The sequence below is a fragment of the Dactylosporangium sp. CA-092794 genome (assembly GCF_050948465.1).
Classification (GTDB): Bacteria; Actinomycetota; Actinomycetes; order Mycobacteriales; family Micromonosporaceae; genus Dactylosporangium.
In genome coordinates this window covers 11,641,815-11,668,324 of record NZ_CP192044.1, presented here as the reverse complement: position 1 = coordinate 11,668,324, position 26,510 = coordinate 11,641,815, and the positions used below count along the sequence as shown (strand labels likewise).

30 protein-coding genes and 1 tRNA gene are annotated in these 26,510 nt (G+C 69.1%); 18 read left to right on the top strand and 13 right to left on the bottom strand.

All coding sequences use genetic code 11. The features are described from left to right. The first annotated feature begins 42 nt into the window (after positions 1–42). From ACQPXD_RS50540 to ACQPXD_RS50525, 4 genes are all read left to right on the top strand, one after another. Entirely contained in the window at positions 43–492 is a 450-nt protein-coding gene (locus tag ACQPXD_RS50540) for a MarR family winged helix-turn-helix transcriptional regulator (protein ID WP_432831398.1), read from the top strand. Positions 493–544: 52 nt separating this feature from the next. Beyond that, on the top strand, positions 545–943 hold the full coding sequence (locus tag ACQPXD_RS50535) for a hypothetical protein (RefSeq protein WP_432831396.1): 399 nt from the start codon (positions 545–547) through the stop codon (positions 941–943). 62 nt (positions 944–1,005) lie between these two features. Then, positions 1,006–1,686, top strand: coding sequence for a response regulator transcription factor (locus tag ACQPXD_RS50530; RefSeq protein ID WP_432831394.1), 681 nt, complete (start codon positions 1,006–1,008; stop codon positions 1,684–1,686). Continuing rightward, positions 1,679–2,752, top strand: coding sequence for a sensor histidine kinase (locus tag ACQPXD_RS50525; RefSeq protein ID WP_432831392.1), 1,074 nt, complete (start codon positions 1,679–1,681; stop codon positions 2,750–2,752). The genes ACQPXD_RS50530 and ACQPXD_RS50525 overlap by 8 nt, the downstream gene beginning before the upstream one ends. Here the strand turns inward: ACQPXD_RS50525 and ACQPXD_RS50520 are convergent. Continuing rightward, on the bottom strand, positions 2,688–3,446 hold the full coding sequence (locus ACQPXD_RS50520) for an S-methyl-5'-thioadenosine phosphorylase (RefSeq protein ID WP_432844256.1): 759 nt from the start codon (positions 3,444–3,446) through the stop codon (positions 2,688–2,690). The genes ACQPXD_RS50525 and ACQPXD_RS50520 overlap by 65 nt on opposite strands. 289 nt (positions 3,447–3,735) lie before the next feature. On the opposite strand from ACQPXD_RS50520, the gene ACQPXD_RS50515 reads away from it, so the two are divergent. The 4 genes from ACQPXD_RS50515 to ACQPXD_RS50500 all read left to right on the top strand — a co-directional run bounded on the left by ACQPXD_RS50515 (position 3,736) and on the right by ACQPXD_RS50500 (position 5,700). Then, entirely contained in the window at positions 3,736–4,290 is a 555-nt protein-coding gene (locus ACQPXD_RS50515) for a YqgE/AlgH family protein (RefSeq protein ID WP_344619484.1), read from the top strand. A gap of 83 nt (positions 4,291–4,373) precedes the next feature. After that, positions 4,374–4,446 (top strand) — tRNA-Ala (locus tag ACQPXD_RS50510). 665 nt (positions 4,447–5,111) lie between these two features. Further along, the gene (locus tag ACQPXD_RS50505; protein WP_432831390.1) at positions 5,112–5,381 is read left to right on the top strand and encodes a hypothetical protein; all 270 of its coding nucleotides are present in this window, start codon (positions 5,112–5,114) and stop codon (positions 5,379–5,381) included. Continuing rightward, positions 5,371–5,700, top strand: coding sequence for a hypothetical protein (locus tag ACQPXD_RS50500; RefSeq protein WP_432831388.1), 330 nt, complete (start codon positions 5,371–5,373; stop codon positions 5,698–5,700). Before ACQPXD_RS50505 ends, ACQPXD_RS50500 begins: the two co-directional genes overlap by 11 nt. 202 nt (positions 5,701–5,902) lie before the next feature. On the opposite strand, the gene ACQPXD_RS50495 is transcribed toward ACQPXD_RS50500, so the two are convergent. The 4 genes from ACQPXD_RS50495 to ACQPXD_RS50480 all read right to left on the bottom strand — a co-directional run bounded on the left by ACQPXD_RS50495 (position 5,903) and on the right by ACQPXD_RS50480 (position 10,394). Next, positions 5,903–8,065: a GmrSD restriction endonuclease domain-containing protein gene (locus tag ACQPXD_RS50495; RefSeq protein WP_432831386.1), complete on the bottom strand. Its 2,163-nt coding sequence runs from the start codon at positions 8,063–8,065 to the stop codon at positions 5,903–5,905. 319 nt (positions 8,066–8,384) lie between these two features. After that, the gene (locus ACQPXD_RS50490; RefSeq protein ID WP_432831384.1) at positions 8,385–9,134 is read right to left on the bottom strand and encodes a DUF4253 domain-containing protein; all 750 of its coding nucleotides are present in this window, start codon (positions 9,132–9,134) and stop codon (positions 8,385–8,387) included. A 217-nt stretch (positions 9,135–9,351) separates the two neighbouring features. Further along, positions 9,352–9,864, bottom strand: a complete 513-nt coding sequence (locus ACQPXD_RS50485; protein WP_432831382.1) for a hypothetical protein — start codon at positions 9,862–9,864, stop codon at positions 9,352–9,354. A gap of 167 nt (positions 9,865–10,031) precedes the next feature. Further along, positions 10,032–10,394, bottom strand: coding sequence for an ArsR/SmtB family transcription factor (locus ACQPXD_RS50480; protein WP_432844254.1), 363 nt, complete (start codon positions 10,392–10,394; stop codon positions 10,032–10,034). A gap of 364 nt (positions 10,395–10,758) precedes the next feature. Here ACQPXD_RS50480 and ACQPXD_RS50475 point away from each other — a divergent pair, with 364 nt between their 5' ends. Continuing rightward, the gene (locus ACQPXD_RS50475) at positions 10,759–10,998 is read left to right on the top strand and encodes a hypothetical protein (RefSeq protein WP_432831380.1); all 240 of its coding nucleotides are present in this window, start codon (positions 10,759–10,761) and stop codon (positions 10,996–10,998) included. Between the two features lie 176 nt (positions 10,999–11,174). On the opposite strand, the gene ACQPXD_RS50470 is transcribed toward ACQPXD_RS50475, so the two are convergent. Continuing rightward, on the bottom strand, positions 11,175–11,756 hold the full coding sequence (locus ACQPXD_RS50470) for a TetR/AcrR family transcriptional regulator (RefSeq protein WP_432831378.1): 582 nt from the start codon (positions 11,754–11,756) through the stop codon (positions 11,175–11,177). 186 nt (positions 11,757–11,942) lie between these two features. On the opposite strand from ACQPXD_RS50470, the gene ACQPXD_RS50465 reads away from it, so the two are divergent. From ACQPXD_RS50465 to ACQPXD_RS50450, 4 genes are all read left to right on the top strand, one after another. Next, positions 11,943–14,144, top strand: coding sequence for an MMPL family transporter (locus ACQPXD_RS50465; RefSeq protein ID WP_432831376.1), 2,202 nt, complete (start codon positions 11,943–11,945; stop codon positions 14,142–14,144). Positions 14,145–14,561: 417 nt separating this feature from the next. Beyond that, the gene (locus ACQPXD_RS50460; RefSeq protein ID WP_432831374.1) at positions 14,562–15,419 is read left to right on the top strand and encodes an ABC transporter permease; all 858 of its coding nucleotides are present in this window, start codon (positions 14,562–14,564) and stop codon (positions 15,417–15,419) included. Next, a complete protein-coding gene (locus ACQPXD_RS50455) occupies positions 15,412–16,221 on the top strand; it encodes an ABC transporter permease (protein WP_432831372.1) in 810 nt (269 codons plus the stop codon). The genes ACQPXD_RS50460 and ACQPXD_RS50455 overlap by 8 nt, the downstream gene beginning before the upstream one ends. Beyond that, positions 16,221–17,183: an ABC transporter ATP-binding protein gene (locus tag ACQPXD_RS50450; RefSeq protein ID WP_432831370.1), complete on the top strand. Its 963-nt coding sequence runs from the start codon at positions 16,221–16,223 to the stop codon at positions 17,181–17,183. The genes ACQPXD_RS50455 and ACQPXD_RS50450 overlap by 1 nt, the downstream gene beginning before the upstream one ends. Here the strand turns inward: ACQPXD_RS50450 and ACQPXD_RS50445 are convergent. Further along, a complete protein-coding gene (locus ACQPXD_RS50445) occupies positions 17,167–17,991 on the bottom strand; it encodes a helix-turn-helix domain-containing protein (protein ID WP_432831368.1) in 825 nt (274 codons plus the stop codon). The genes ACQPXD_RS50450 and ACQPXD_RS50445 overlap by 17 nt on opposite strands. 113 nt (positions 17,992–18,104) lie before the next feature. On the opposite strand from ACQPXD_RS50445, the gene ACQPXD_RS50440 reads away from it, so the two are divergent. Both ACQPXD_RS50440 and ACQPXD_RS50435 read left to right on the top strand, forming a co-directional pair. Next, on the top strand, positions 18,105–19,538 hold the full coding sequence (locus tag ACQPXD_RS50440) for an MDR family MFS transporter (RefSeq protein WP_432831366.1): 1,434 nt from the start codon (positions 18,105–18,107) through the stop codon (positions 19,536–19,538). 35 nt (positions 19,539–19,573) lie between these two features. Beyond that, positions 19,574–19,795 (top strand): hypothetical protein, encoded by a 222-nt coding sequence (locus ACQPXD_RS50435; RefSeq protein WP_432831364.1) that lies wholly within the window; start codon positions 19,574–19,576, stop codon positions 19,793–19,795. Between the two features lie 204 nt (positions 19,796–19,999). Here ACQPXD_RS50435 and ACQPXD_RS50430 read toward each other — a convergent pair whose 3' ends face one another. Both ACQPXD_RS50430 and ACQPXD_RS50425 read right to left on the bottom strand, forming a co-directional pair. Then, positions 20,000–20,818 (bottom strand): hypothetical protein, encoded by an 819-nt coding sequence (locus ACQPXD_RS50430; RefSeq protein WP_432831362.1) that lies wholly within the window; start codon positions 20,816–20,818, stop codon positions 20,000–20,002. Beyond that, on the bottom strand, positions 20,811–21,305 hold the full coding sequence (locus ACQPXD_RS50425) for a SigE family RNA polymerase sigma factor (RefSeq protein ID WP_432831360.1): 495 nt from the start codon (positions 21,303–21,305) through the stop codon (positions 20,811–20,813). Before ACQPXD_RS50425 ends, ACQPXD_RS50430 begins: the two co-directional genes overlap by 8 nt. A gap of 216 nt (positions 21,306–21,521) precedes the next feature. Here ACQPXD_RS50425 and ACQPXD_RS50420 point away from each other — a divergent pair, with 216 nt between their 5' ends. Next, on the top strand, positions 21,522–21,926 hold the full coding sequence (locus tag ACQPXD_RS50420) for a GntR family transcriptional regulator (RefSeq protein WP_432831358.1): 405 nt from the start codon (positions 21,522–21,524) through the stop codon (positions 21,924–21,926). A gap of 143 nt (positions 21,927–22,069) precedes the next feature. After that, on the top strand, positions 22,070–22,231 hold the full coding sequence (locus ACQPXD_RS50415; protein WP_432831356.1) for a hypothetical protein: 162 nt from the start codon (positions 22,070–22,072) through the stop codon (positions 22,229–22,231). A 3-nt stretch (positions 22,232–22,234) separates the two neighbouring features. Here ACQPXD_RS50415 and ACQPXD_RS50410 read toward each other — a convergent pair whose 3' ends face one another. Next, on the bottom strand, positions 22,235–22,954 hold the full coding sequence (locus ACQPXD_RS50410; protein WP_432831354.1) for a DUF6518 family protein: 720 nt from the start codon (positions 22,952–22,954) through the stop codon (positions 22,235–22,237). After that, the gene (locus ACQPXD_RS50405) at positions 22,951–23,367 is read right to left on the bottom strand and encodes a hypothetical protein (protein WP_432831353.1); all 417 of its coding nucleotides are present in this window, start codon (positions 23,365–23,367) and stop codon (positions 22,951–22,953) included. The genes ACQPXD_RS50410 and ACQPXD_RS50405 overlap by 4 nt, the downstream gene beginning before the upstream one ends. Positions 23,368–23,488: 121 nt before the next feature. Here ACQPXD_RS50405 and ACQPXD_RS50400 point away from each other — a divergent pair, with 121 nt between their 5' ends. Beyond that, positions 23,489–24,100, top strand: coding sequence for a hypothetical protein (locus ACQPXD_RS50400; RefSeq protein ID WP_432831351.1), 612 nt, complete (start codon positions 23,489–23,491; stop codon positions 24,098–24,100). A 64-nt stretch (positions 24,101–24,164) separates the two neighbouring features. Here the strand turns inward: ACQPXD_RS50400 and ACQPXD_RS50395 are convergent, their stop codons facing one another. Together ACQPXD_RS50395 and ACQPXD_RS50390 are read right to left on the bottom strand one after the other, a co-directional pair. Then, positions 24,165–24,593, bottom strand: a complete 429-nt coding sequence (locus ACQPXD_RS50395) for a hypothetical protein (RefSeq protein ID WP_432831349.1) — start codon at positions 24,591–24,593, stop codon at positions 24,165–24,167. 84 nt (positions 24,594–24,677) lie between these two features. Further along, a complete protein-coding gene (locus ACQPXD_RS50390) occupies positions 24,678–26,093 on the bottom strand; it encodes a glycosyltransferase family 87 protein (protein ID WP_432831347.1) in 1,416 nt (471 codons plus the stop codon). Between the last annotated feature and the right edge of the window lie 417 nt (positions 26,094–26,510).

The following is a 26,510-nucleotide window of genomic DNA, read 5'->3' as shown; positions in this document are numbered from 1 at the left end:
TGGCAGGTTCCTGTCAATAGTGCCACGGCGCACAATGGGGCGATGAACGCCGTAGACGCCTGCTCGACCTTCCTCGTCCGGCATGCCTGGCTGGCGCTGCGCGGCGTCGTGTCGACGGCGCTGGTCCAGTACGACCTGTCGGTGGCCCAGTTCGCGTCGCTGCTGATGCTCAAGGGCTCGCCGGGGCTGTCGGTGGCGGACGTGGCCCGCAAGGTCGCCACCGCCCGGCAGTCGGCCAACGAGATGCTCACCGGCCTGGAGCGGGCCGGCCTCGTCGAGCGCCGCCCGCACCCCACCGACCGGCGCTCGCAGCAGATCTTCCTGACCGAGGCCGGCGAGGCCCGGCTGGCCGAGGCGCTGCCCGCCGTGCAGGCCGTCGAGGACCGCCTCGCCGCCGGGTTCACCCCCGAGGAGCTGGCCGTCGTCAACGCCTGGCTGACCCGGATGACCGAGGCCGCCGCCGAGGACGGCGAGGAGATCCCCACCCTCTGAGCTGGACAGAGTGTGTCCCGCGTCACATCATGGGATGGGCGGGAGGTGTGCCATGGAACTGCTCGGCGGCATTCATCACATGCAACACGCCATCCAGGCGCCGGTCGGCGACCCGGCGTGGCGGCCAGCGGTCAGCCGCGCGGTGGCCGAGCTCAAGGCCGCCTTCGCCGAACACGTCGAGGCGACCGAGGGCCCGGCCGGGCTCTACGCGGGGGTGATCCTCGACGCCCCGCGGCTGGCGCCGTACCTCGACGACCTGGTCGGCGACCACCGCTCGGTCTGGACGGCCCTGGACGAGCTGGAGGGCCGCCTCGCCGAGCCGCGTGAGGCCGGCGCCGAGGCCGTCCGGCGGCACGCGGCCCGGCTCATCCACGAGGTGTGGCAGCACCGCCAGCGCGGCGCCGACCTGCTCTACGAGGCGTACGAGACCGATCTCGGCGGCGAGACCTGACGGTTCGCTTACGGGCCGCCGCCGCGCGTGGCCCGCGGCCCGGGGCGCTCTACGCTCGAACGATGGGGCAGCGCGTACTCGTCGTGGACGACGATCCGACCGTCAGCGACGTCGTGCGGCGATATCTGGAGCGCGAGCAGTTCAGCGTGCAGCTCGCCGGGGACGGGCAGGCGGCGCTGGAGGCGTACCGCCAGCAGCGGCCCGACCTCGTCGTGCTCGACCTCATGCTGCCCGGCATCGACGGCCTGGAGGTCTGCCGCCGGCTGCGCGCCCAGGACCCGGGCCTGCCGATCGTCATGCTCACCGCGCTCGGCGAGGAGTCCGACCGGGTGCTGGGCCTGGAGATCGGCGCCGACGACTACGTCACCAAGCCGTTCTCGCCCCGGGAACTGGTCCTGCGGGTGCAGTCCGTGCTGCGCCGCAGCGCCCCGCCGCCGGCCGCGGGGGAGCTGGTCGACGGGGACCTGCGCGTCGACGTGTCCCGCCGCGTGGTGACGCTGCGCGGCCGGGAGCTCGCCCTCACCGTGCGCGAGTTCGACCTGCTGGTGTTCCTGATGCGCCACCCGGGCCGCGTGCTGCGCCGCGCCGAGCTGCTCGAACAGGTGTGGGGCTGGACCTTCGGCGACCAGTCGACGGTCACCGTCCACATGCGACGGCTCCGGGAGAAGATCGAGGACGACCCGGCCGAGCCGAAGCGGATCCTGACCGTCTGGGGCGTGGGGTACCGGTACGAATATGCGTGACGTCGTCTTCACGTTCCTCATGGCGCTGACCGGCTCGCTCGTCGTCGCCGTGGCCGGCCTCGGCGTGCTGCGCATCCTGCGCGGCCGCTCGGTCACCGCCCATATCGCGGTGATCCTGCTCGTCACCGTCATCAGCGTGCTGACCGGCATCCTGGGCGCGTCGATGCAGATGTTCATCTCCGACCACGACCTGCACGTGCTGCTCATCGTCGTCGGTACGGCCGCCACCGTCTCCCTGGCGGTCGGGCTCTGGGCCGGCCGGCGGCTCGCCCGGGCCAGCATGTGGGCGGCCGAGGCCCGCGAGCGGGAGCGCGAGGCCGAGGCCCGCCGCCGCGAGCTGGTCGCCTGGGTCTCCCACGACCTGCGCACCCCGCTCGCCGGGCTGCGGGCCATGGCCGAGGCGCTCGACGACGGCGTCGTGTCCGACCCGGAGACCGTCGCCGACTACCACCGCCGGATCAGCGACGAGACCGACCGCATGGCCGCGCTCGTCGACGACCTGTTCGAGCTGTCCCGGATCAACGCCGGCGCGCTGCGGCTGTCGCTGGCCGACGTGCCGCTCGGCGACGTGATCTCCGACGCCATCGCCTCGGCGACGCCGCTCGCCGCGGCCGAGCACATCCGGATCGTTGCCGAGCCTTCCGGGGGTACCGCCGGCTGGCCCGTCGTGCGAGGCTCCGTCCCCGAGCTGTCCCGGGTCGTCAACAACCTCATCCGCAACGCGATCCGCTACACCCCGCCCGACGGCACGGTGACCGTCACCGGCGGCCAGGACGCCACGGGCGGCTGGCTCGCCGTCAGCGACACCTGCGGCGGCATCCCGGAGGCGGACCTGCCGCGCGTGTTCGACGTGGCGTTTCGCGGGGCACCGGCTCGTACCCCCGCCAAAGACGCCGGCGGGGGACTGGGACTGGCCATCGTCCGCGGGCTGGTCGAGGCCCACCACGGCGCCGTCGCGGTGGACAACGTCGGGGACGGCTGCCGGTTTGTGGTTCGGCTGCCTACCGCAGACCGTCCAGCGCGTGCTGGCACGGGTCATCAGGCCGCTCCGGCAGCCGCGGGATGACGTCGAGCAGCACCCGGCGCAGGCGGTCGGTGTTCTCGCCGAAGACGCGGAACACCTCCTCCTGGGTGACGCCGTGGTCGCCCTCCACCCCCGCGTCGAGGTCCGTCACCAGCGCGATCGAGGTGTAGCAGAGCGCCAGCTCCCGGGCCAGCACGGCCTCGGGGTGCCCGGTCATGTTCACCACCGCGCCGCCGATCGCGGTGAACCAGCGCGACTCCGCCCGGGTGGAGAACCGCGGCCCCTCGATCACGACCATCGCGCCGTCGCCGGCCTCGATCCCGTGCTCGGCGGCCACCTTCTTCACCACGTCCCGCCCGGTCGCGCAGTAGGGATCGGCGAAGTTCACGTGCACGGCGCCCTCGTCGTAGAACGTCTGGACCCGCCCCGACGTGCGGTCGATCAGCTGGTCGGGCACCACGAACGTGCCCGGCCCCAGCTCCGGGCGCAGCCCGCCGACCGCGCACGGCGCCAGCACCTGCGTCACGCCGAGCTCCTTGAGCGCCCACAGATTCGCCCGATAGGGAATCCGGTGCGGGGGAAAGCGGTGGTCCCGCCCGTGCCGCGGCAGGAACGCGGTGCGCCGCCCCTGCACCGAAGCGATCGTGATCGGGTCGGACGGCGGGCCATACGGCGTGTCGACTGCGTGCTCCTCGGCGTCGTCGAGGAACGCGTAAAGCCCCGAACCACCGATCACGGCGATGTCCGCGAGTGAGGTCACGGATCAGACCCTAACCGGGACGCGCCGGTCAGGCTATGGTGCGAGACATGACCCTCGCACCCCACTTCGCGAAGATCCATCCGGCGCGCCCGGTCATCGTCCGCCCGGCCGGTGATGTTTGCTGGTGGGGCTGATGTCCACGCCCGGGGATCTCGGTGGGATGGAAGGACAACCGTCCGGCCAGACCCCGACCGGCCGTGGTTCGCCACGGCCGAGCTCGTCGGGCACCGGCCGGGGAACTTCCAGAAGGCGGCGAGGGAGGGCGATGGAGTCGTTAACCGGGCGTCTGCTGGTGGCGACCCCGGCGCTCCGCGACCCCAACTTCGAGCGCACCGTCGTCCTGGTGGTCGCGCACGAGGAGGGCGGCGCCCTCGGCGTGGTGCTCAACCGCGCGACCGAGGTCCAGGTCGCCGACGTCCTGGGCGGCTGGGGCGCCCTGGCCGGCGAGCCGCCGGTAGTGTTCGAGGGCGGCCCGGTCCAGCCGGAGGCCGCGATCTGCCTGGCCCGCACCCGCCCCGGCGTGGAGGACCTGGCCGGCTTCAACCGGGTATCCGGCGCCGTCGGCACGGTAGACCTCTCCGGCGACCCCGACCTCCTGGTAGCCGGCGTCCTGGGCGTCCGCGTCTTCGCCGGCTACGCGGGCTGGTCCCCGGGCCAACTGGAGCGCGAGATCGAGGGCGGCTCCTGGTTCGTCTTCGACGCCCTCCCGAGCGACGCCTTCGCCCCCCGCCCGGACGACCTGTGGCAGATGGTCCTGCGCCGCCAGGGCGGCTTGATGGCCGCGGTGGCGCACTACCCGGCGGATCCCACCCAGAACTGAGCGAAGGGGGGAACCCGATGTGACCCCCCTCCGCGGTATGTGTACTATTCCGTGAGTGCCCGCGAGAGCGCGGCACACCAGATGGGGCCGTGGCGCAGCTGGTAGCGCACCACACTGGCAGTGTGGGGGTCAGGGGTTCGAATCCCCTCGGCTCCACCCATCTTTGCAGGTCAGTCGGCATCCATCATTGATGGGTGCCGATTTCTGTGCTCACAGTGCTCACACATTGCTCACACGATCGCCCGCACTTGCTGTTCGGCAACCGGCTCATGTTGCAGTTGGTTGCTTAGTGACCAGCGGATTTGTCTACCTTCGCAGCTGGGCCTTTCGCCGGGCTGCGGTGTGGTACCCACATTCCGGTGTGGTGCGGTCATTGCCGCGTCCTGCTGGTTCGTCCGGATGTGGCGCTGTTGAACGTCGTGTCAGGGCCGGGCGCTCACGACATCTGTCGCACCAGAACCTATGTCACGTCATGGTCATCGTGACGAACGCCGTCGAGGAAACCCGGTCCTCCGTCGGTGGAACTGCCTGGCGCCACAGCTACCGATCCCGCCACGCCGAGCTACGTCCGTTCCCGATTGGCTCGGCCATAGCACTCCGTCGCCGCGCACAAACACGACAGCGGCGACGGCGGCCCGTCCCAGACGGCGAGTCGCTCGGCACCTACCGCGCTCCGTGTCCCGGCGAGGGATCCAAGCAGCGAGCTCGATTGACGACGGGCCGTGTGCGCAGAGGTCCGCTTTTCCGAAGCCGGCGACCGGCGGACCCCGGCCAACTGGGCGGACGGTGTAGCACGCTGCGTGCTACGCTGGATTGTGCGTGTGATCCTCACGGTTGACGGTATCGACGCTGCCGCTGAGCAGGGCGTTGACTTGACCACGATCAGGGCTGTGCTGGCAGCTCAGCCCACGTTGGTCGAGGACGTTGACGACCGGACACGGGCGGTGTCAGGTCGGGTTGGTGGTCGCCTGGTCACGGTGTGGCTGGTCGAAGGCGACAACGGCGGGTGGGAACTCGTGTTGGCGTTTGAAGCAGGGTTCGCGACCGAGCTGAAGTGGACCCACATCTTTGGAGGTTCTGATGAGGGCTGAGGATCGCGACACGATCGATCGGTACCGGCGCGGAGACCTGGAAACGCAAGCACGTGTCAACACCGAGCCCATCGAGGTCGCTGCTGAGGTGATGGTGAGCCGCTCGTTGCGGCTGCCCACCGATGTGTTTGAAGAGTTGGCGGCGCTCGCGTCTGAGCGTGGGGTTGCGTGGTCCACGTTGGTGCGGCAGTGGGTTGTCGATGGGATTCTGGCCGCGAAGCAGGCGGCTGGTGCGGACGTCGATCCGGCCATCGAGCTGCAACGTGGAGTCGCGATGATCACCCACGCCGCCGGCAGGTTGCAGCAACGCGCCGCCTGACAGCGGCGACGGTGACCGTGTCCCCGGCCGACCATGACCCGAGTAGCATCCTGTGGGCGTCGAGGTCGCGGCCCTGCACGAGCAGCGCCGCGATCCGACGTGCGGAGTCGCCGGTCACGGTGTCGGCGCCGAGCCGCAGCCGCGGCGTCGGTGTTTCGAGGGCGGCGGCGTGGACCTTCGCCACGGTCGTTGGGGCGGTGAGCTACGCCTCTACGCTGTCGCGTTCGATGGCGGCTTTGCGTATCTCGTCGAGGCGGGTCAAGGAGCCGTCGGCGTTGGCGACGTGCCAGAAGGTCCAACCGTTCCACGACTGTTTCTCGAGCACCGCCATCGCGGCCGGGGAGGCGGCCTCGAACTCGTCGCCAGACTCGATGCGGATCCGGCCGTCTGGTGATATTTCTGCCTTGTGCTCAGCGTTGCGGTAAGAGCCTACGAGCTGCGCGCCAGCCGGTAGCAGGCCCTGATCGACGAGTTGGCGGAGCGAGACATCGAATCGGACTCGGCTTCGTTCCCGAGCAGGCTGGGTCATGACGGCAGGTACGTCCAGACCGTAGACGGCCGGGTCCCAGATGAGCTCGCACAGTCGTTGGTACAGCGCCTGCCGACTGTCGATGGCGACGGGGTCGAAAGCGTTCGGGAACGGCTGGAATGGCAGGCCGTGGGCTTGGACGAGCCGAAGGAACGAGGGGTTGTTCTGGTAGCAGTCGGGGTGCAGGGATCGGGTGAGCAGGTTCTGTCCCATGTACTTTGGCAGCTTGTCGGTGTACGGCATGTCGCCGAAGCTGGCGTTGAAGTCCTTCGGCAGCAGCAGCAAGGCACCGAGCCGGTTGCGTAGCTCGGCGAATCGTCGGCGCGTGATGGTCGGTTGGTGGGCGAACCCGTCGGTGGCCCAGATGTGCTCGATCTCGAAGGGTTGCTGGTCCTTGGCTGCGCGCGCGTAGTCCGCGAATGTGTGCCCAGTCCCGCACTGCGCGTCGAGCCAGGCCGCGATCCGGGCGAGCAGGTACTTCACGTACGTACGGTTGCGTGGTCGGAGCGAGAACGAAGCGACGGCATCGAAGGAGTCCGAGATCGCAGCGACCTCCTCACCAAGCCGTTTGGCCAACGTCTCGGTGTCCATGCCGCGGATCTCCCGAGCGAGGCTGAACAGCCGGTGTTCGACGGACGTGTACCGGAAGTCGTGGGCGTTCACCATGCTGCGGGCGACGAAGATGTCGAGATATCCGGCGACCATGCGCGCCTTGCGCCGGAAGGTTTCTGCGTCGTCGTCGACAGCCAGGGTGGCCAGGATTAGCGGAAGTTGCAGGGTTACCGAGTTAAAGGCGTTGTAGAAGAGCGGTTCCAGGCCCGGTGTGAGCGTTCGAGTGGCGACGAGCAGTTCGCTGTACCGACGGGCAAGGCTGTCCATGTCACGCAGGACGAAGTCGCGTATCGCGACCGGCCCGTCCAAGCCAATCCGGGCTGCGGAATTGCGTACCCACTTGTCGAACGCCGTGCCGATCGCCTCGTCGTCATCGTTACCGGCTGAGTACTTCGCGCGCAGCCAGTTCTTCACGAACGCCGTCTGTGCGTTGGTGTTCGGGTCGATATCGGCCAGCGTGGTCAGGCGTGTGCGCCATGCATGGTTGACGGGCCCACGATCGTCGTCACTGACCTGGCTGAGCAGGAAGCTCTTGAGCATGTCCAGGCTGGTCAACCGCAGGCCGCGGTCGTTCATGGTCTCGAAGATCTCCAACGCCAGGCTCGCGTCGCTCGTGGAAATCTCCACCAGGGTGACCCGGTCGAGCAGCCAGTAGATGAAGTACGGCAGTTCCTCATCGCGAAGATCTTCCGGGAAGAGCCGATCAATAGCGCTGAAGGCGCGCATGAGGTTGCGTACGGAGATCGGCTGGTTGCTGGCGTCATAGTCGGTCCCGGTCAACAGTGCGTGCAGGCAGGGCCGACGCTCCTCGTCGTCGACCGCGAACAGGTTCTCGCCGAAGTGTGCGGTGTAGACCAGTGAGTCCACCCCCGGGACGGCGTCCAGGCGACCGTCCTGTATGCGCCGCAGCCACATCAGCAAGAGCATCAGCGTGGTCAACCGCTGCTGTCCGTCGATCAGATAGGAGATGCCCTCGCGTCGCGCCGTGATGATCGGGCCGAGGAAGTATGGCTGGTATCGAGCAACGTCTCTGAGTTCATGCTTGGGTGACCAGTCCTTGACAAACCGCCCGGTCAGGTCGTTGATCAGCTCCTCGACTTGCTTGTCCGTCCACGCGTACTCGCGTTGGTAGGAGTCCAGGCCGTAGCGCCTGCTACTTCCGAATATCTCCCGAACCGTTCGCGTGTTCCCCAGGATCAGGTCGCTGACCGAATCGGCAACCATGGCGACTCCCCAGTGGTCGGGTGGCAGGTCGAGACCAGCTAAGCTAGCCGAAGGCCGACTTGCTGGATATCGCCGATACGGTCATAGCGAGGTTCGATCAACGCGACTCTGCTCGCCGTGAGGCGGCGACAGCACGTATGCCAGTACGACACATTCCGGCTCAGGCTGGCGGTCGAACGCCGAGGATCTCGCCGACCAGCATGATGAGAACTGCCGGACGCTATCACCGCCGGTGACGGGCACTGAGCGCCCGCAGCGGCAGATGTGCGCGCCCAGTTTGCGTGTGACCTTGGTAGGCCCGGGCGTGGTGATGGAGCGTTCAGTCCCACCAGAACGACCACGATCGCGCGTCGATGAGGTGCGGTGCGTACTCGGCGATGGTGTGCGGGTGGCTCTGCCAGAGGTTGTCCGGACAGAACGCGAAGTGTTCTGCCGCCAGATGCAGCGCCGCATCGAGATCTCCTGGCGGTGCGCCAACACTGACGGTGAGCGTGTTGATGTTGGCGGCGACGACGCTGACGCCGAACTGGTCTTCCCATGAGCGCAGCACGGACGAGAACTTGGCGGTGTCGTTGTCGTAGTTGACCGGACCCGCCCAGCCCATCGTGGCCAGCACGTCGGCGCCGCGGACGGCTGGTACCAGGCCCAGCCGGGCATCGACGAGCCGGCCGCCGTGCAGCAGTGTGCGCGTCAGGTCGTCGGCGCAGTCGAGCGGATCTTCGCGCGGTTTGCCAGCCGGCACGATACGCGGCCAGCGCTGTCCGAATGGGCTGGTGGCGCTGGCCGGGCCGTCGCGGGTGTACCGGTGCCAGAACCCGGCCAACACGATGGCGGCGTCGTAGACGTCCGGGCTGCCAGCCAGCTCGGGAAAGAGCTCAAGAGGATCGTCGTACAGCAGTACGGGCCACAACCCGGTCACCGGGTGCGCCGTCCGCAACTGCTGGACCAGGTCGGCGGCGGGCGGCCCATCGCTGCACCAGAGCATCGCGGGGCGCCTGTCGTCGATGAACGGAACTTCCCCTCCGGGTGGCAACGGGACCGTACACGAAGCCAAGGCCTGCAGCAGCATGTGCGTCCCCAATCGCGGTAGTACGCATCGACACAACACCAGTACAAGATCCGCCGACCGGCGGCTACTAAACCACGAGCCGGACCTGCCGAGCGCAATCTCCGGTAGCCGCGCCCGCTCGGCGGCATGTGCGCGCAGGTGATCAGGCCGTCCGTCCTGACGGCTCGACATTGGCGCGGTCGACGGGAAACTTCACACCGATGCAGATCGTTATCGATCAGTTCGGCGCGAAGTTCCACTGTGCGGGCAGCGCGCTGTCGCACTGGGCACAGGTAAAGTCGTCGTCCCGCACGACGTTGCGCTCGCCGCAGGCCGGGCAGCGCCGGAATGTGACCTTGTCGGTGAAGTCGTCTGGATGCCGCACGCCGATTCGGTCGAGTGCTTCGCCAACGGCCGGCCAGCAGTCCGGATCGGGGCAGTAACCAGTCGACTGGTTGGTCACCTCGACCACGTGCCAGCCGGATCCAGCGAGGGCGAAGGCGATCTCGCCAGCTGCGAGGACATCGTGTCCACCGACCAGGACAACGTGTTCGGAGCGCCGGGACGCCAACCTGAGTCCACCGTCGAGCGCCACGACGAAGGTGAACGGCTCGACGAGTTCACCACGGTCGCGTTCAGCGAGCCAACGCGCGAGAGCGGCAGCCGTCTCGACCGCCACGGCGTCCACTCCCGCCATCCGGCCACGCAGCTCCGGCGGCCCCACGTAGCCGTACCGCCTGGCATGCTGCACCGGGCGACGGTATCCACTGGTGGCCGGAGACGTCCACACAAAATCCGAGACTTACCACACGCCTCGAGGAGCGCCCAGTCAGCGGCATGGGCGCGCGCATCCGATCAAGGAAATTGGCGGATTGGGCGCGCTTTGTCCGACGCACTCGTGGCCTTCGATAGTGCCGCTCAGCGGGCCCTCTTCGCCGCCCGTTTACGGGGCGGCGTCAACAGGTCGGCGATGGCCGCGATCGCGGACGGCACCAGGCGGTAGTACGCCCAGACGCCGCGCTTCTCACGCTCGAGCAGGCCGGCCTCGGTGAGGATCCGAAGATGATGGCTCACGGTCGGCTGGGACAGACCAAGCGGCGCGGTGAGGTCACTCACGGACGCCTCGCCCTCCGGAGCGGACTGGATCAGACTCAGCAGCTGCAGCCGGGCCGGATCGGCGAATGCTTTCAGTACTCCCGCGAGTTGCTCGGCATCGGCACGCTCAATCGGATCGCCGACAAGCGGCGAGACAGCAGGCGTAGCAGTTGTCGCAGTTCCCACGCCTCCCAGGTTGTCAGCCTTGAACGTACCGTTCACGATGCGCTGCGTCGAGATTCGCCGGGTCATACTGCGGTTCTCGTGTCTCATCGACTCAACGTGGTGAAGGACGCCGACCTCATTGTCGTGCTTGATGAAGGTGCTGTTACCGAGCAGGGCAGCCATGAAGAACTCATGCAACTGAACGGGCGATACGCGGCATTGTTTCGGACGCAGGCGGCCGGCTATCTAGCCGATGAGGCAACATCGATGCTAGCGATTGGAGGCGAGACATGACCGGACCAGTCCTCGGCGGCGTGTTTCTGTTTCTCTCGTTCTCGGGAGTACTCGTGCGGGAAAGCTCCGTGTAAGTCTGCGTCCTGCGTTGGTGGATCTCGTGCGGAGCGTAAGTGACACCGGTCGTGCGCTTCGTGACTGGTTGCGCATTCGCGATCATGGTTTTGCTGGGGGCTCTGACCGTGACGCGTTCTTCAGCTCGTTGGAAGCGCGTCCGATCCTGAGATGGGCGCTGCAGCAGCGGCGAGCGAGCATGGACAGGGATCGTGCGCTGGAGATCCTTGCCGATGCGCCGGACGCGCTGAAGGCTGAGGTGGAACCGGACGCCTGAGCTCGTCTTGCCGACTGCCGAAGGAGGTCGAGTTCGAGGAGTTCTCGGGCGCGGGAGGTGGGTGCGCAGGCCGGTCCTCTCTGGAGGAATGCACACCGCCTCCGTCTACTCAGCCTCGACGGCGGCGCCATCCCTGGCGCCCGATGGCCGTCGACCAGGCCTGGTCCCGCCGGCGTTCAGCAGGGGCGGAGGCATCGTGGGGCGCGCAGCCCGAGGGTGCGCCGGCTGGCCTCGACCAGGTGCCGGCGCAGCACGTCGTTGTCGAGGCCGCTCGTCCGTGCGCTCATCCCGCCGGCGATTCCGGCCATGACCATGTCGGCTTTGATCCACCCGCCCACGCCGGGCTCGACGTCGGCGAGCAGCTTGATCAGGCGGTCGATGAGGTCGTTCACGTCGGAGCGGGTGCGCAGCATCTCGATGGCCCCGGGGTCGCCGACCAGCACGGGAGCCAGCACGCGGTTACCCACCATGATGTCGACGAGGCCGGTGAGCATGCGCTCGGCGCGGGCCGGCCGGCTCCGTTGCGCCTCGGCCGCCTCGACGGCCGCCCGCAGCTCGACGGTCAGTGGCTCAACTACGGCGTTGAGCAGTTCCTCGCGGGTGCGGAAGTGATGGTGGACAGCCGACTTCGTGACGCCGACGTCGTCGGCGATCATCTGCAGCGATGTGCCGGCGAAGCTGTGCCGGGCGAACAGGCGTATCGCGGAATCGACGAAGCGCTGCCGGCTGTCGGACGCCCTGACTGCTGTTACGGCCATTCGCGCCGCCTCCCTGAACCCGTCTCTGCCGGGAAGCCTAGCTGGCCGATCGTTCAGTAGGCAACCGCACGATCGTAAAGTCGATCCACTGCACGATCGTGAAGTGAAGTACCTCACGATCGTGCAGCAATCGACTGCACGATCGGCTAGCTTGCGGACAGACCGATCTTCCGCAGGAGGCCCGAGATGGCATCGTTTCTGTACCGGCTGGGCCGGTTCGCGTTCCGTCGGCGATGGCTGGTCGTCGGGCTGTGGCTAGCGGTCCTCGCGGCCGTGGTGACCGGCGCCGCGACCTTGTCCGGTTCGACGTCTGACGGGTTCAGGATTCCCGGCGCGCCGTCGCAGGAGGCGATCGACCTGCTGCAGGAACGGTTCCCACAGGTGTCCGCAGACGGCGCCACCGCACGGATGGTGTTCGCCGCACCGGACGGACAGCAGCTCACCAGCGCGGCCACGAAGGCGGCCGTCGAGCAGGCCGTCGCCGAGTTGCGCCAAGCACCACAGGTAGCCGCGGTGAGCGACCCGTTCCGGTCCGGCGCCGTGAACCAGGCAGGCACCGTCGGCTTCGCCCAGGCGACCTACCGGGTACCAGCGCAGGAACTGACCGACGGGGACCGCGACGCGCTCACCGCCATCGCCGGCCGTGCCCGCGAGCAGGGCCTGAGTGTCGAGATTGGCGGCGACGCGCTGCAGGCCCCGCCCGAGCGCGGACTGGGCGAGGCGATCGGCGTCGCGGTGGCCGCCGTGGTTCTGATGATCACGTTCGGGTCGCTGGTGGCCGCCGGCCTGCCGCTGCTGACCGCGCTGCTCGGCATCGGCATCGGCATCGGCGTGATCACCGCCGCTACGGGCTTCATAGACCTGTCCTCGACCACGCCGGTGCTCGCACTGATGCTCGGCCTCGCCGTCTCGATCGACTACGCCCTGTTCATCGTCTCCCGCTACCGGTACGAACTCGGCAACGGCCGCGACCCGCAGGAGGCCGCCGGCCGGGCGGTCGGCACCGCCGGCTCAGCGGTTGTGTTCGCCGGTCTCACCGTCGTAGTCGCGCTGGCCGCACTCTCCGTGGTCGGCGTGCCGTTCCTGACCCAGATGGGCCTGGCCGCCGCGCTCACCGTGGCCATCGCCGTGGTCATCGCACTGACCCTGCTGCCCGCGACACTCGGCTTCGCCGGCCGCCGGGTCCTCGGCAAGCACGCCCGCGCTCGGCACACCCGCGACCCCGAGGCCGGTAGTACCACCACCTTCGGCATCCGCTGGGCCCGCGCGATCGCGCGCCGGCCGGTCACCGCGCTGCTGGTCGCCGTGGTCGCACTCGGCGTCGTCGCGATCCCGGCCCTCGACCTGCGACTGGGTATGCCGGACGACGGAACCGCCGCACCGGACACCACCCAACGGAAGGCCTACGACCTGCTGGCCTCCGGCTTCGGCGCCGGCTTCAACGGACCGCTCACCGTCGTGGTCGACACCCCGGCCGGCGCCGCGAAGACCACCGCCGACCAGGTCGTGCAGAAGATCACCGGCCTACCCGGCGTCGCCGCGGCGGCCACCGCCGCCGTCAACCCGGTCGGCAACACCGCCCTGCTCACCGTCATCCCCACCGGCGGTCCGGGCGACCCCGCCACCGAGGACCTCGTGCATGCCGTCCGAGACCTCGACGGCACCATCGCCGGCGCGGGTATCGGTGTCACCGGCCTGACCGCCATCAACATCGACGTCTCCACCAAGCTCGCCGACTCCCTCATCCCGTATCTGGCGGTGGTGTTGGGTCTGGCGTTCCTCCTGCTCATGCTGGTGTTCCGGTCGCTACTGGTGCCGATCAAGGCCACCCTGGGCTTCCTGCTCAGCGTCGCCGCCACCTTCGGCGCCGTCGTGGCGGTCTTCCAGTGGGGCTGGGCGGCCGACCTGCTCGGCGTCGTGCGGACCGGACCGATCCTCAGCTTCCTACCCATCATCCTGATCGGCATCGTGTTCGGCCTGGCCATGGACTACCAGGTCTTTCTGGTCACCCGGATGCGCGAGGAGTACGTGCACGGCGTCGCACCCCGCGAGGCCGTGATCGCCGGCTTCGGCGACGGCGCCCGGGTGGTCACCGCCGCCGCGATCATCATGATCAGTGTCTTTGCCGGGTTCATCCTCGCCCCCGACCCGATCATCAAATCGATCGGCTTCGCGCTGTCCGTGGCCGTGCTCTTCGACGCGCTCGTCGTCCGGATGACCATCGTGCCGGCTGTGATGACCCTGCTCGGCAAGGCCGCCTGGTGGCTGCCCCGCTGGCTGAACCGGCTCCTGCCCAACGTCGACGTCGAAGGCGAGGAGTTGCGCCACCGGCTCGACGACGTAGCGGTCGAACCGGCCGTGAGTCTGCCCGAGCGGGCACCGGCCTGACCCATCGGTGCGGGCCGCCGCCGGTTCGGCCGCGGCCCGCACCCTTACGCAGTCGGCGAAGGACCACGCAAGCATCAGCGTCGTGGCCGCTCGACGGGCGGCTCCCTGACGCGCGCGGTGGTCACCGTTCGTGCGTTGCTTACGGTCCTTCTGGCTCGGCCTTCGGCCTTTGCCGTTGCTCTTTGCTCGGGCTCGCTTCACCTGCGGACCGTTGCTCCCGCCAGACAGCGGTCGCTTCGCTCCCTGCCAGGGCCGGGGGTGGCTGGGCTTCTTGCCTCCGGCGGGCCTGGGTGCGCGAACGGTGGGCGGAGCGCGGCACGGGCGTGGTGGACAGGCAACGGTCGGGCCGGACAATGCGTAGGTGGAATTGCGTCCCGACGGATGGCCAGAAAACGCCTGGCGCTGACGATGCCCGGTATGCAGAGTATGGCCGTGGACTCCGTCACCGCCTCCCGCGGGCGCTATGCGAGTATCGCCGCCGATATCGGGACATTCGTGGCGCTGATGCGGGCCGGATTCCGGCGATATTCCACGTATCGGCAGGCCACGTTCGCCGGCGCGTTCACCAACACGGTGTTCGGCTTCCTCAAGTGCTACGTCCTGCTCGCCGTCGCGGCCGGCGCCGCCGTCGCCGGCTACGATCCCGCCCGGCTCGCCACGTTCGTGTGGTTCGGTCAAGGTCTGCTCGCCGTCGTGCTGTTCTGGGGCTGGACGGAACTGGCCGAGCGGATCCGCAGCGGCGACGTCGTCTCCGACCTGCTTCGGCCGGTTCACCCGGTGACCAGCTACCTGGCCGCCGACCTCGGCCGGGCCGGTCACGCGGCGGTCACCCGGATGCTCGTCCCGGTGCTGGTCGGCCCGCTGTTCTTCCCGGTGTACGTGCCGCACCGCTGGCCGACCGTGTCGCTGTTCGCCATCTCGGTCGGGCTCGCGGTCGTGATCAGCTTCGGCTGCCGCTACCTGGTCAATGCGGTCGGCTTCTGGATGCTCGACGTCCGCGGCCCGATGGTGTTCTGGGCGCTCGCCTCCGGCGTGCTCAGCGGCTTGTACTTCCCGCTGCGCTTCCTGCCGGACTGGCTGGTCGTACCGCTGTGGCTGCTGACCCCGCTGCCGAGCCTGTTCCAGACGCCGCTCGACGTCCTGGTCGAGGTCGACCCGACGCCCCGGCAGGTCGCGCTGGTCGCGCTCCAGGCAGTTTGGGCGGTACTGATCCTGCTGCTGGCCCGGTTCGTCCAGCGGCGCGCCGAGCACCGGCTGGTGGTGCAGGGTGGCTGAGGCCGGTGCGCTGCGGGCCTACTGGGAACTGCTGCGCGGCCAGCTGCGCAGCCAGGCGTCCTACCGGGTCTCGTTCACCGTCGACCTGGTGGCCAACGTCGGCTCCACCGCGCTCGACATCGCCACTGTGCTGGTGCTGTTCGGCGTCACCCGTACCCTCGGCGGCTTCGACCTGCACGAGGCGCTGGTGGTCAGCGGCATCTCGGCGTTGTCGTTCGCGGTCGGCGACGTGCTGATCGGCAATATCGAGCGGGTGTCGCAGTACGTGCGTACCGGCCGGATCGACGCCGTCCTCGTGCGGCCGCTGCACGCCCTGCCGCAGCTGGTGCTGCTGGACATGTCGCTGCACAAGCTTTCCCGGGCCGGCTTCGCGACCACGGTCTACCTGATCGTGCTCGGCGTCGCCGGGATCGCCTGGACGCCCGGCCGGGCGCTGCTCGCGGTCATCGCACCGCTGGCCGGTGTGGTGTTCTTCGGCGCCCTGTTCGTGACCACGGCCTCGGTCGCGTTCTGGTGGACCGACTCCGGCGAGGTCGGCAACGCCTTCACCTACGGCGGCCGCGATTTCACGAGCTACCCGGTGAACATCTACAGTGGATGGTTCCGCGGCGCCTTCGCGTACGGCCTGGGTTTCGCCTTCGTCGCCTACTACCCGGCGCTGGCCCTGCTCGGCAAGCCCGACCCGATCGGCCTGCCGGGCTGGGTCGGCTGGCTGGCGCCGCTGGTGGCCGTTCCGGCGACCGTCCTGGCCGCCGCCGTGTGGCGACTCGGCCTGCGGCACTACACGAGTACGGGGTCGTGATGGTGATCAATGCAGTCGGACTGCGCAAGGAGTTCACGGTGCGGGTGCGCTCCGGCCGGCTGCGCCGTATCCGGCGCGCGGTGACCGCGGTCGACGGGGTCGACCTCGCGATCGAGCGCGGCGAGATGGTCGGCTACATCGGCCCGAACGGAGCCGGCAAGTCGACCACGCTCAAGATGCTGACCGGGGTGCTCACGCCCACCGGTGGTGCGGTGACCGTCTGCGGCCTGTCGCCGGTGCGCCAACGCACCCGCCTCGCGCGGCGGATCGGCGTGGTCTTCGGCCAGCGCTCCCAGCTCTGGTGGGACCTCCCGCTCCGCGACTCGTTCGACCTGCTGCGGCACGTCTACCGGGTGCCGGCGGCCGAGCACGCCGCCCGGCTGCGCCGCTGCCGCGGGTTGCTCGACCTCGACGCGTTCCTCGACACCCCGGTCCGCCAGCTCTCGCTCGGCCAGCGGATGCGCGGCGAGCTGACCGCTGCCCTGCTGCACGGTCCCGAGGTGCTCTTCCTGGACGAGCCGACGATCGGCCTCGACGTGGTCAGCAAACAGGCGGTCCGCGGCTTCCTCGCCGAGCTGGGCGCGGGCGGTGACGTGACACTGGTGCTGACCACGCACGACCTCGCGGACATCGAGAAGCTCTGCCGGCGGCTGCTGGTCATCGACCACGGCCGGGTGGTGCACGACGGCACGATTGAGGCTCTGCACGCTCGGTACGGCTCGCGTCGCCGGGTGGTGGTCGACTTCGAGGAGCCCGTCGCGGTGCCGCCGGTGGTCCCGGGCGCGGCGCTGGTCGCGGCCGGCCGGCTGCGCCTGGAGTACGACCTGGAAACGGCCACCGCGGGTGCGCTGCTGGCCCAGCTGGCCGGGCACGCCCTGCGCGACGTCGCCATCGTGGAGCCCGACATCGAGGATGTCGTGGCCCGCCTCTACACCGGCACCCCGGTCACCGACGCGCGATGAGGTCTTCGGTCTGCCTCGGGTCGTGGACGGTCGCCTGCGTGATCGCGTCGGCTTGAAGGTAGGTGCCGGGCGTCTGGCCGGTGACGCGACGGAAGGCGCTGATGAAGGCGCTGGGTCTGCGGTAGCCGACGGCATGAGCGGTGGCGCTGACCGGTGTTCCGTTGCCCAGTAGCTGGATGGCGGCGTGGATGCGGACCTGCGTCCGCCACGCCGCGAAGCTGAGGCCGGTCTCGGCGCGGAACAGCCTCGACAGGGTTCGCACTCCGGTGTGCACATGGTCGGCCCAGGCCGTGAGTTCGCGTTGGTCGCCGGGATCGGCGAGGAGCCGTTCGGCGACGGCGCGCACTCGCGGGTCGGCCGGCATGGACACCTGAATGTCGTGGGTGGCCAGCGGGGTGAGCAGCTCGAACATGAGCGCTTCACCGAGGGGCCGGCTGGGGTCCTGCGGTCCGGTTCGGTGCAGGTGTCTGATCAGTTCGCGCAGCAGTGGCCCGATCGCGACCCCGGTGGGTTCGGTCCAGGTGATCGGGCAGCGATCAACGGCGAAATGGATGATCGACATCTCGCCTTCCCGCAGCACGGTCCCGCCGTGCTCGACCCCACCCGGAATCCACATCCCGTAGCCCGGCGGGACCAGCCAGTCGCGGGAGGCGATGGTGCCCATGACCGTTGCGGTCGAGGTCCACAGCAACACCGGCTCGGGATGGGCGTGAGTCGACAGTCGCTCGACCCCGGCCGAGTCCCCGCGTTGGATGCTCAGGATCGGTGACGTGGGCGGCACCGTCGGGGAGGTGTCTGAGCTGGTCACGGAACGATCCTTTCGGCGGCGCGCTCGTGACGTCGAACATCGTCACGGGTTTGGCCGATGCGCGTTATCGGTTGGCCACCATTCGCACTCCAGCCAACCTAGCGTTTCCTGCCATGACGACGACAGTGGCGGCTCCGGCGGCCGCACCGGTGAACGACCGCCGGCTCACGCTCATCAGCGTCGTGCTGGTGCTCGGCCTGATCACCACGCTGCTGGACACGACCATCGTGAACATCGCCCTGGACCACCTGCACACGACGTTCCACGCCTCGGTGGCGCAGACCCAGTGGGTCGCGACGGCTTACCTGCTGGCGTTCGTGTCGGTGATCCCCGTCAGCGGGTGGGTCTCGGAACGTTTCGGCGCCCGTAACGCGTGGCTGTTCGTCGTCGGGGTTTTCCTCGCCGGATCCGTCCTGTGCGGCTTCGCGACCTCGCTACCCGCGCTCATCGCCTTCCGGGTGCTGCAAGGCATCGGCGGCGGCATGGTCATGCCGATCACGACCTCGATCCTCACCCGCGCGGCGGGCCCGGACCGGATCGACCGCGCGATGACCGCGATCGCGCTGCCCGTACCCCTCGGCCCGATCGCCGGGTCGGTGCTGGGCGGCGCGATCCTGCAGTCGTGGAGCTGGCAGTGGCTCTTCTTCGTCAACGTGCCGATCTGCCTCGCCGCGCTCCTGCTCGGGCCGATCCTGCTGCCCGCCACCCCGCGGCGGCGCGGTCACCGCCTGGACATGCTCGGCTTGCTGCTGCTCACCCCCGGCGTCGTCGCCATCGCCTATGGCATCAGCCAGGCCGCTGCCGGGTTCACCGCGGTCGACGTGTGGCTTCCGCTGCTCGCCGGCGTGGCCCTGCTCGCCGGGTTCGCCCTGCACTCCCTGCGCGCCCGCCGCCCGGCCCTGATCGACGTCCGGGTCTTCGCCCGCCGCAGCTTCGGCCTGGGCAGCGCCATCACCTTCGTCAGCGGCTTCTCGCTCTACGCCCTGTCGTTCCTGCTGCCGCTGTTCTACCAGCAGATCCGCGGCGAGAGCGTGCTGCGCACCGGCCTGCTGCTCATCCCGCAAGGCATCGGCACGATGCTGTTCTTCGTGCTCGCCCGCAGGTTCGGCGCCCGGGTCGACGGCCGCCTCATGGTCGCCGCCGGCGTGCTGCTGAACATGCTCGGCGTCGTGCCGTTCGCCCTGGCCGACCTGCACGGCGGCACGGCTGTGCTGATGGCCGGGCAGTTCCTGCAGGGCGTCGGCTTCGGCGCCGTAACGCTGCCGGTGATGACGCTGGCCTTCGCAAGCCTGAACCACGACGAGGCACCGCGGGCCAGCGCCGCGTTCAGCGTCGTGCAGCGCGTGGGTGCCCCGTTCGGCGTCGCCGTCATCGCCGTGATCCTGCAACGGCTGCTCGACGGCGCCGCCACGACCGCCGACGGGCTCGACGCGTTCTCCGGCACGTTCTGGTGGGCCTTCGCGCTCAGCGCTGTGCCGTTCTTCCTCGCCTTCCTCCTCCCGGCCAAGCAGCCCACCGAGCCCGGTCTCGCCGCCGCCCAGTCCTGAGAGGGAGAACCTCGCGCAAGAAAGGCCGCTGACACATGAGCTCGGGAAGCAACCTCACCACGGCGGAGCAGGTCGAGGCGACGATCGGGCGGGCCGCCGAATCGGGGTCGGCGCCGTACTTCTACGAGTGCCTGCTGGAGCTGGTCCGCCGCCCGGCGGCGGACGACCCCGGCTATCCGCAGTGGCGCGCGTCGATCGCGGCGGAGATGGAGTTGGGCCGGGCGATCTTCTACTGCGGCAAACCAGCCGCCGACTGACGGCGCCGGCCTTCTCGGGGGGACACGGTCGCCTGCCGCTGGGCGGCTCGTCGAGCAAGCTGGTCTGGGACGCCGCCAAGTCGGTGTGGAAGCCGCAGGACGACAACGGCGAGGTCATCGACTTGACCGGCCAGAGGCAATGCTGGTGAGCCTCGCGGTGCGCCCAATGGACCTGGCGGTCGGAGCAGACGGTCTGTGGAGCGGCTAGGGGGTTGGGGAGGTTGACGGGCTGGCGGCGGGCGGGCCGCAGCTGCTGTTGCTGCGCGCCTGGGTTGAGGTTGGGAAGATCCAGTGGCTGAAGGCCGCGTAGGCGTGTTTCTGCAGGAGGTTCAGGTAGGCGCCCGGGGTGTCCTGGACCGAGTTGGGGATGGTGGTCGGGATCGGCTTCGTGGTTTGCAGGGCCACGAAGCCCTCGCCGCACAGGCCGGGCAGCTCGTTGATTTTGGGGGCCGCGACGGTCGGCGACGCCTTGGTCAGGTAGCGCTCGGTGCTGGCGGCCAGGACGATGAGCTGGCGGTTGCGGTCCCACACGTAACGGGCCTCGACGAAGCGCAGGCGGTAGGCCGGGCACTGGTCGAAGTAGTCGGACGGCCGGATCGAATAGGGGACGCCGTTGAGCACTTCGTTGCCGTTCACGGTGGGCTCGCTCCCGGCGCCGTCCAGGGGTGTCGCGCATTTCGACGGCTTGGTGGTGGTGCTGCCGGCGGGCCGGCCGGCCGGCACGTTCGGTGAGCCGGCGGTGGTGGTGGGGGGTGGTGCCGAGGTCGGGGCCTGCTCGGTGGTCACGGTCGGTGTCGCGGTGTCGGAGACGGACGGGTCGGGCGGACGGGGTGTGTCGCCGGGATTCGGCAGCAGGGCCAGGGCGAGCACGGCGACGATCGCCGCGGCCGCGGCGATCAGCCTCCGGCGCTTTCGGCGGCGCAGGACGACCGGGATCATCTCCGGGTCGGGCGGGCGCGCGGCACCCTCGGACTGATCCCGAAACGCCGCGAAGCGCTCCCGCAGCGGGTCCCGCTCAGCCATTGCCCGACCGCCCGTCGTCCAGGCTGAGCAGCTCGTTCAGCATCGTCCGGGCGCGGTGCAGGCGGGCCTTCACCGTGCCCTCGGCGGCGCCGGTGAAGGTCGCGATGTCGCGTACCGGCAGGTCCGCAACATAATGCAGGATGACCGCCTGCCGGTAGACGGGCGGGAGCTTGGCCAGCGCGCGGGTGAGGTCCAGCGACAGCCCGTCCGGGCCCTCGACGTCGGGCGGCGCGAGGTCGCGGCGCCAGTGCAGCAGCCGCCGGGCGCGCCGCCAGCGGCTGATCGCGAGGTTCCAGGCGACCCGGCGCACCCACCCGACCGGATCCTCGTAGCGCGAGATCGTCGGCCACCGCGCGAAGGCGCGCAGGTACGCCTCCTGGACGAGGTCCTGCGCCTCGGCCCGGTCGCCGACGAACGCGTGGACCTGCGTGAGGAGTTGGGGGAACGTCGCCGCGTAGAAGTCGGCGAATTCGGGGGCGACGGCCAAAGGTGCCTTACTCCGGTCAGGAACGAGACGCATGCAGCCTAGATCGACTTCGCTGGCCGCGGAGCCCCGTGCCGCCGCGACCATCGAAGCCGTCCCTTGCCCGAACTGGTGGAAGCGCTTGTAACACGCCGGGCCGGGCGGAAGGTTGCACGGAATTCTCAGTACTTCGCGGGAAGATGATTGTGGCCACAGGGCCCCAACATTTACTCTGGCGCCATGACACATATGCACGAACCGCTGTACCTCCGGCTGGCCGGCCATCTTCGGGACGAGATCAAGCAGGGGGTCTACGCACCGGAGGCCCTGTTGCCGGCGGAGTCCGCTCTCGCCGCGCGGTTCGGTCTGGGCAGGGACGCCGTTCGCGATGCCCTGGAGGTCCTCCGTGACGAGGGGCTGATCACGGTCCGCCGCGGCTACCGGCCGGTCGTCCGGCCCCGGGCGGTTCGCGAACCGCTGTTCCTGCGGCCGAACGAGTCCCTGGTATGCCGGATGCCGAGCCGGCCGGAGCGGGTGCGGCTCGGCATCGCGCCGGGTGTGCCGGTGCTCGAACTTCGGCGGGCGGACGGGCACTGCGAATTGATTCCCGCGGATCAGGTCGAGGTGGTACGGGCCGCGGCTTAGCCGGGGTGATCACGCCGCTGTTCCGGAGCCAGGTGTCCGTCAGGGCGGCGGCGTGATCCTAGGCTGGGCGGTCGATGTTGAGGGTTCGGGCGCGGACCATGACCTCGCGGCGGGTCAGTTCGGTGCCGGTGATGGTGAGTTGGGTGCCCTCCACGCGGTACCCCCTGCGCGACGTCGCCATCGTGGAGCCCGACATCGAGGATGTCGTGGCCCGCCTCTACACCGGCACTCCGGTCACCGACGCTCCATGTGAGCAGTTGCCGATTGACGCGGTCGGCCTGCTCATGGTGGATGCCCGGAGCTGACGATCAGAGGCTCATCCGTACGGTCAGGAGCACATACCAGAGGAATACGTTGACGACGACGGACGCGGCGGCGGCGAGCACGGTGAGGCGCCACATCGTCGGCCGGTCGCGTATGCGGATCAGGACGGCGACCGCGGCGACGCCGAGGACTAGCTGTGCCAGCGACGGGACGAGCTTGGCCAAGCTGAACGGGTCCAGCGGCGCGTCCCAGACCGAGCTGTAGACGAGCGGGATGCTGATCGCCTCCCCGGACAGCAAGCCAAGGGTCGCGCCGATCGCGGCCGAGCCCGGTAATGCCGGCGCGTGGCGGACGACGTGGCCCAGCCATCCCAGCGTGCCGCCACCGATGAGCGCACCGGCGGTCCAGAACACGACCGACAGGCCGACCGATCGCAGTCCGGCCATCGTCGCCACCCCGTCCGCGCTGCTCAACACATCGACATACCAGCGTTGACCGGCGACGATGAGCAGGTAGTAGACGAACACGGCGATCGTGAGCGCTGCCGCACCGGCCACGATCGAGGACCTCGCCCGCCGCGTCGTGTACCCGGCGACGAGGGCGACGAGCCCCCAGGCGAATCCTGAGCTGAACAGCGGCGTGACGTAGGGCGCCACCGCGTCGTCCAGCAGATCTGGGACGTACGCGGCGACACCGAGGCCGGCACCGAGCCCTACGGGCAGCCGGGCGGGGGAAGGAGGAGCCGCAGGCGGTGCAGCATTCACGCGGCGCTCTCCGCGTTCTCGGGGCAGTTCAGGCCGATGATCTGCCGGAAGCTTTTGGTGTCGCCGCTGCTGACCTCGTCGAGTACCTTATCGCGCCAGCCCCGTTCGAGAGCGTCCAGGCCCCATCGGTAGTACGCGGACTGCCGCAGCTTCATCACCTCGGCGAGGGCGGCGTCCCTAGCCGAGGGATCGGTCGCGGCGAGATAGGTCCGTGCCCAGGTGCAATGCCAGAACCAGGCCGCGTCCACCCGGCCCATGTTGATTTCGTGCTTCATCGGGTGGCCGTCGACGATGTCTGGGTAGCTCGGCGGCGCGGGCCAGTGCCAGCCCGGTGCGAGCTGAAGCCTCTCCGACTCCTCGCGATATTCGCTGACGGCGCGTTTGCCCGGGCCGTATCGCGGCTCCTCGACCACGGCACACGCACTCGTCGACGCCAGCACACGATGAGGACCGCAGCGGCAGCATGACGCGCCCGGATGATGTAACGCATGACCTCCACCTCACAGGTTGAACCGACCGGCTAGATTCGCCGGTGTGAATCGGCTGTGGCTCGCGGCGGTCGGCGCCGTGTTGGTCCTGCTCGGTGGATGTGGCGGCGCCGGCTCCGGGGACAGCGACGTGGATCTGCACATTTCCGCGAAGCCGGTGCCGTCTGACCCGTGCGCCCTCGTCGGTATCGACGCGTTCGCGCAGGTGATGCCCAACCCCGAGGAGATTCGGCGCGACGAGTCGTTCGCGCCGGTTGTGCCGTTGGACGGCGTGAACGTGGCGGTGTGCCGGGTTGACGCCGGCGCGGGCGAGGCCCGCGGCAGCCAGCTGGTCATGCTGGTGGCCCGGTATGGCGACAGCGGCGGTAAGTCCGGCACGGCCTGGGCCGAAGACCTGACAACGAAGGAGTGCGCGGACGACAGGAACAAACTCGGCCCGACCGGTGGGGACCTGGCGGCCGATGTGCTCGCGGGTCTCGGCGACCAGAGTTGCGGTGTGCGGGATCCCGGCTCCTCGCAGCGCGTCATCGACTACAAGCTGCGGGTGCGGCGTGGCCGCGACGAAGTGTCGCTCGACGTGACCCGTGTGGCCGGCGACGCGGACACGCCCAAACACCTGGCCATGCTCGTGCGAACGGTCTTCGACAAGCTTCCTTGACACGCTGGGCCGGACTCGGAAGTGCCGGCTGACCAGCGCGCCGCAGCCAAATTGGATCGGATCGCTACTGCGGCGGCGGTGTTTCGGCGGGTTCACCGCCCGCCAGTTCCTGCGTGCGCCGCCGCTTGATGCGCAGCCAGGTGAACCAGATGGCACCCAGGCAGCCCACCCACGCCGCGAGTGCGTAGCTGAGGACGTAGGCCCACCCCGGCTGCGAGGACAGCGATCGGATCTGATCAGCGACGGCCAGCACCACGAATGCGGGCGGCACCACGGCCCAGCCGCCGATCTTCCGATCCCGCGTGGGCACTGCCGAGTTGCTCATGATCCAGAATGGGGCCATGACCACGACCCCGGGCGCCATCCGGAAAGCCGTGCCAGAAGGATGGGGCAAGACTGCACCGAGAGCCGCCAGTGAGATGCTCCAGAAGACGATGAGCACAGTGGCCCAAACAGCGTCCGACTTCCACGCATAGTTCCCGGTGGCCGCCACGCCACCACGATAGGTCAATAGCTCCCGATTATCGGTACAGTATTGATGATCTTCGTGTTTAGCCCGATCTTCGCTGTCCGCCTATTAGGTGAAATTGTCGGCCGACCGTTCATTCCGTGACGCCAATGGGCCTGCGGCGCTTGCGTCCGTGTCGAGTGTTGCCAGGCTGGGGCCGTTTGAGCGCGGCAGCCCCTTGAGGTCGGTGTGCTTGGCGCCGGGCGCCGGGGTGGGCGGGTGCGTGTCGCCTCGGGAATGCCCTGGGCTGTCTACGGCCATTTCGTGCAGCACCCGGACCGCTAGGTACCCGGTCGTCGCGAGTCGCGCGAAGGTGGCGGCCACGTACAGTACGCCGTCGGCGCCGAGCAGGTAGTGCCCGTCGGCCAGGTGTCGCCACACCATGACCCAGTACCAGACCTCGGCTGCCTGCCAGAGTGCCCACGCCGGCAGTACGCGCGGCAACGGCCGGCCGGCGCGGGCCAGCACGGCGAACGGCAACAGCCACAAGACGTACTGCGGCGAGTACACCTTGTTCGTCAGCAGGAACGCGGCGATCACCAGGAACGTGAGCTGTGCCGGCGTCGGGGGCCGAGGCGCGCGCCACGCCAGCAACGCGATCCCGGCCCAGAGCAACAGCAGGCTCAGCGGGGCGACGACGTTGAGCGCCGGTACGTCATAACCCATGCGGGACAGCGCGTACCACAGTGAGCCGACCTCGCCGGAGCGCAGCGTGTTGAACCGGTAGAACTCCAGCCAGCCGTCCGGATAGCGCAGGGCGACCGGCGCGTTGACGATCGCCCAGGACATCGCCGCGCCCGCGACGGCGGAACCGAACGCGCGCATCCGTCGTTGCCGCCAGCAGATCAGCAGCAGCGGACCAAGGATGAACAGCGGGAACAGTTTGGCCGCCCCGCCGAGCCCGAGCAGCACGCCGGCGAGCATCGGCCGGTCGCGGTCCCAGACCAGCAGGGCAAGCACGCCGGCGGCCACGGCCAGGAGATCCCAGTTGATGGTGGCGGTCAGCACGAGGACCGGCGCCCCGGCCACCAGCAGCGCCGCCGTGCCGCTGTCCCCCGCGCGACGCAGCAGCGTGCGCACCCCGGCCACCGTGGCCAGCGCGAGCCCGAGCAGGACCAGCACGTTGACGCCGAAGTAGAGCCGCACCAGTTGTGTGTCGCCACCGCCCGGTGCGAGCGCCCGGGTCAGCCGGGCGGTCAGGTCCATCAGGTCGCCCGTCAGGACCGGATATTCCAGGGGGTGCTGCCATGCCTGCGGCGCATACGGAAAGATACCGGCGATCAGCCCGCGTTCGCGAAACAGCAGCGGGATATCGCTGTAGCAATACCGCGTGTACTCCACCTGCCGGTCCGATGGCCAGCCCGCCAAGTCGCACGGCAGCTTCTGCACATACCCCACGACGAATGCGACAACCGCAACGCCCAGGGCAACGCCGACCCGCCCTGAGTGACCACGGTCATTACCAGTCCCGATCACCCGCGTCATCCTGCCGCATTTCCCGGCGTAGCCCAAACCGGTGCAAGGCTTTCTCGGAGACACCGACGACCACCTATGGAGGCTCACCCGTTCAGCCGGGATGCCTACGACTGGTCGTGTGGTGTTACGCCTGGTTTGCGATATTTTGAACCACTCTGAGTGTGGCGGCAGTGTTGAGAGTGCAAGATCGAATAGGTGTTGATTGTCGGATACACCGGATGGTGCATATCCGGTCATCACACTTGGTGATTGTCCGTGCTCATTGGGTTTCGCTAGCTGTGGGAAGCCTGTGAGAAGCCTGTGGAAAACGTGAAGTATTCATTGACCGTCGCCGAAGCCGCTCCGTAGGGTCTCGATCACCGTCGTGACCATCCAGCGGGGAGGCCGAGTCATGCGGAACGCGCCGTGGCGCCATCGAGGCTGCTT

What these genes read in the sequence shown, in the direction of transcription:
- ACQPXD_RS50540 (WP_432831398.1), top strand. Translation starts at nt 43, where the DNA reads ATGAACGCCGTAGACGCCTGCTCGACCTTCCTCGTCCGGCATGCCTGG.
- ACQPXD_RS50535 (WP_432831396.1), top strand. Translation starts at nt 545, where the DNA reads ATGGAACTGCTCGGCGGCATTCATCACATGCAACACGCCATCCAGGCG.
- ACQPXD_RS50530 (WP_432831394.1), top strand. Translation starts at nt 1,006, where the DNA reads ATGGGGCAGCGCGTACTCGTCGTGGACGACGATCCGACCGTCAGCGAC.
- ACQPXD_RS50525 (WP_432831392.1), top strand. Translation starts at nt 1,679, where the DNA reads ATGCGTGACGTCGTCTTCACGTTCCTCATGGCGCTGACCGGCTCGCTC.
- ACQPXD_RS50515 (WP_344619484.1), top strand. Translation starts at nt 3,736, where the DNA reads ATGGAGTCGTTAACCGGGCGTCTGCTGGTGGCGACCCCGGCGCTCCGC.
- ACQPXD_RS50500 (WP_432831388.1), top strand. Translation starts at nt 5,371, where the DNA reads ATGAGGGCTGAGGATCGCGACACGATCGATCGGTACCGGCGCGGAGAC.
- ACQPXD_RS50495 (WP_432831386.1), bottom strand. Translation starts at nt 8,065, where the DNA reads ATGGTTGCCGATTCGGTCAGCGACCTGATCCTGGGGAACACGCGAACG.
- ACQPXD_RS50490 (WP_432831384.1), bottom strand. Translation starts at nt 9,134, where the DNA reads ATGCTGCTGCAGGCCTTGGCTTCGTGTACGGTCCCGTTGCCACCCGGA.
- ACQPXD_RS50470 (WP_432831378.1), bottom strand. Translation starts at nt 11,756, where the DNA reads ATGGCCGTAACAGCAGTCAGGGCGTCCGACAGCCGGCAGCGCTTCGTC.
- ACQPXD_RS50465 (WP_432831376.1), top strand. Translation starts at nt 11,943, where the DNA reads ATGGCATCGTTTCTGTACCGGCTGGGCCGGTTCGCGTTCCGTCGGCGA.
- ACQPXD_RS50460 (WP_432831374.1), top strand. Translation starts at nt 14,562, where the DNA reads ATGCAGAGTATGGCCGTGGACTCCGTCACCGCCTCCCGCGGGCGCTAT.
- ACQPXD_RS50450 (WP_432831370.1), top strand. Translation starts at nt 16,221, where the DNA reads ATGGTGATCAATGCAGTCGGACTGCGCAAGGAGTTCACGGTGCGGGTG.
- ACQPXD_RS50440 (WP_432831366.1), top strand. Translation starts at nt 18,105, where the DNA reads ATGACGACGACAGTGGCGGCTCCGGCGGCCGCACCGGTGAACGACCGC.
- ACQPXD_RS50435 (WP_432831364.1), top strand. Translation starts at nt 19,574, where the DNA reads ATGAGCTCGGGAAGCAACCTCACCACGGCGGAGCAGGTCGAGGCGACG.
- ACQPXD_RS50430 (WP_432831362.1), bottom strand. Translation starts at nt 20,818, where the DNA reads ATGGCTGAGCGGGACCCGCTGCGGGAGCGCTTCGCGGCGTTTCGGGAT.
- ACQPXD_RS50420 (WP_432831358.1), top strand. Translation starts at nt 21,522, where the DNA reads ATGACACATATGCACGAACCGCTGTACCTCCGGCTGGCCGGCCATCTT.
- ACQPXD_RS50390 (WP_432831347.1), bottom strand. Translation starts at nt 26,093, where the DNA reads ATGACGCGGGTGATCGGGACTGGTAATGACCGTGGTCACTCAGGGCGG.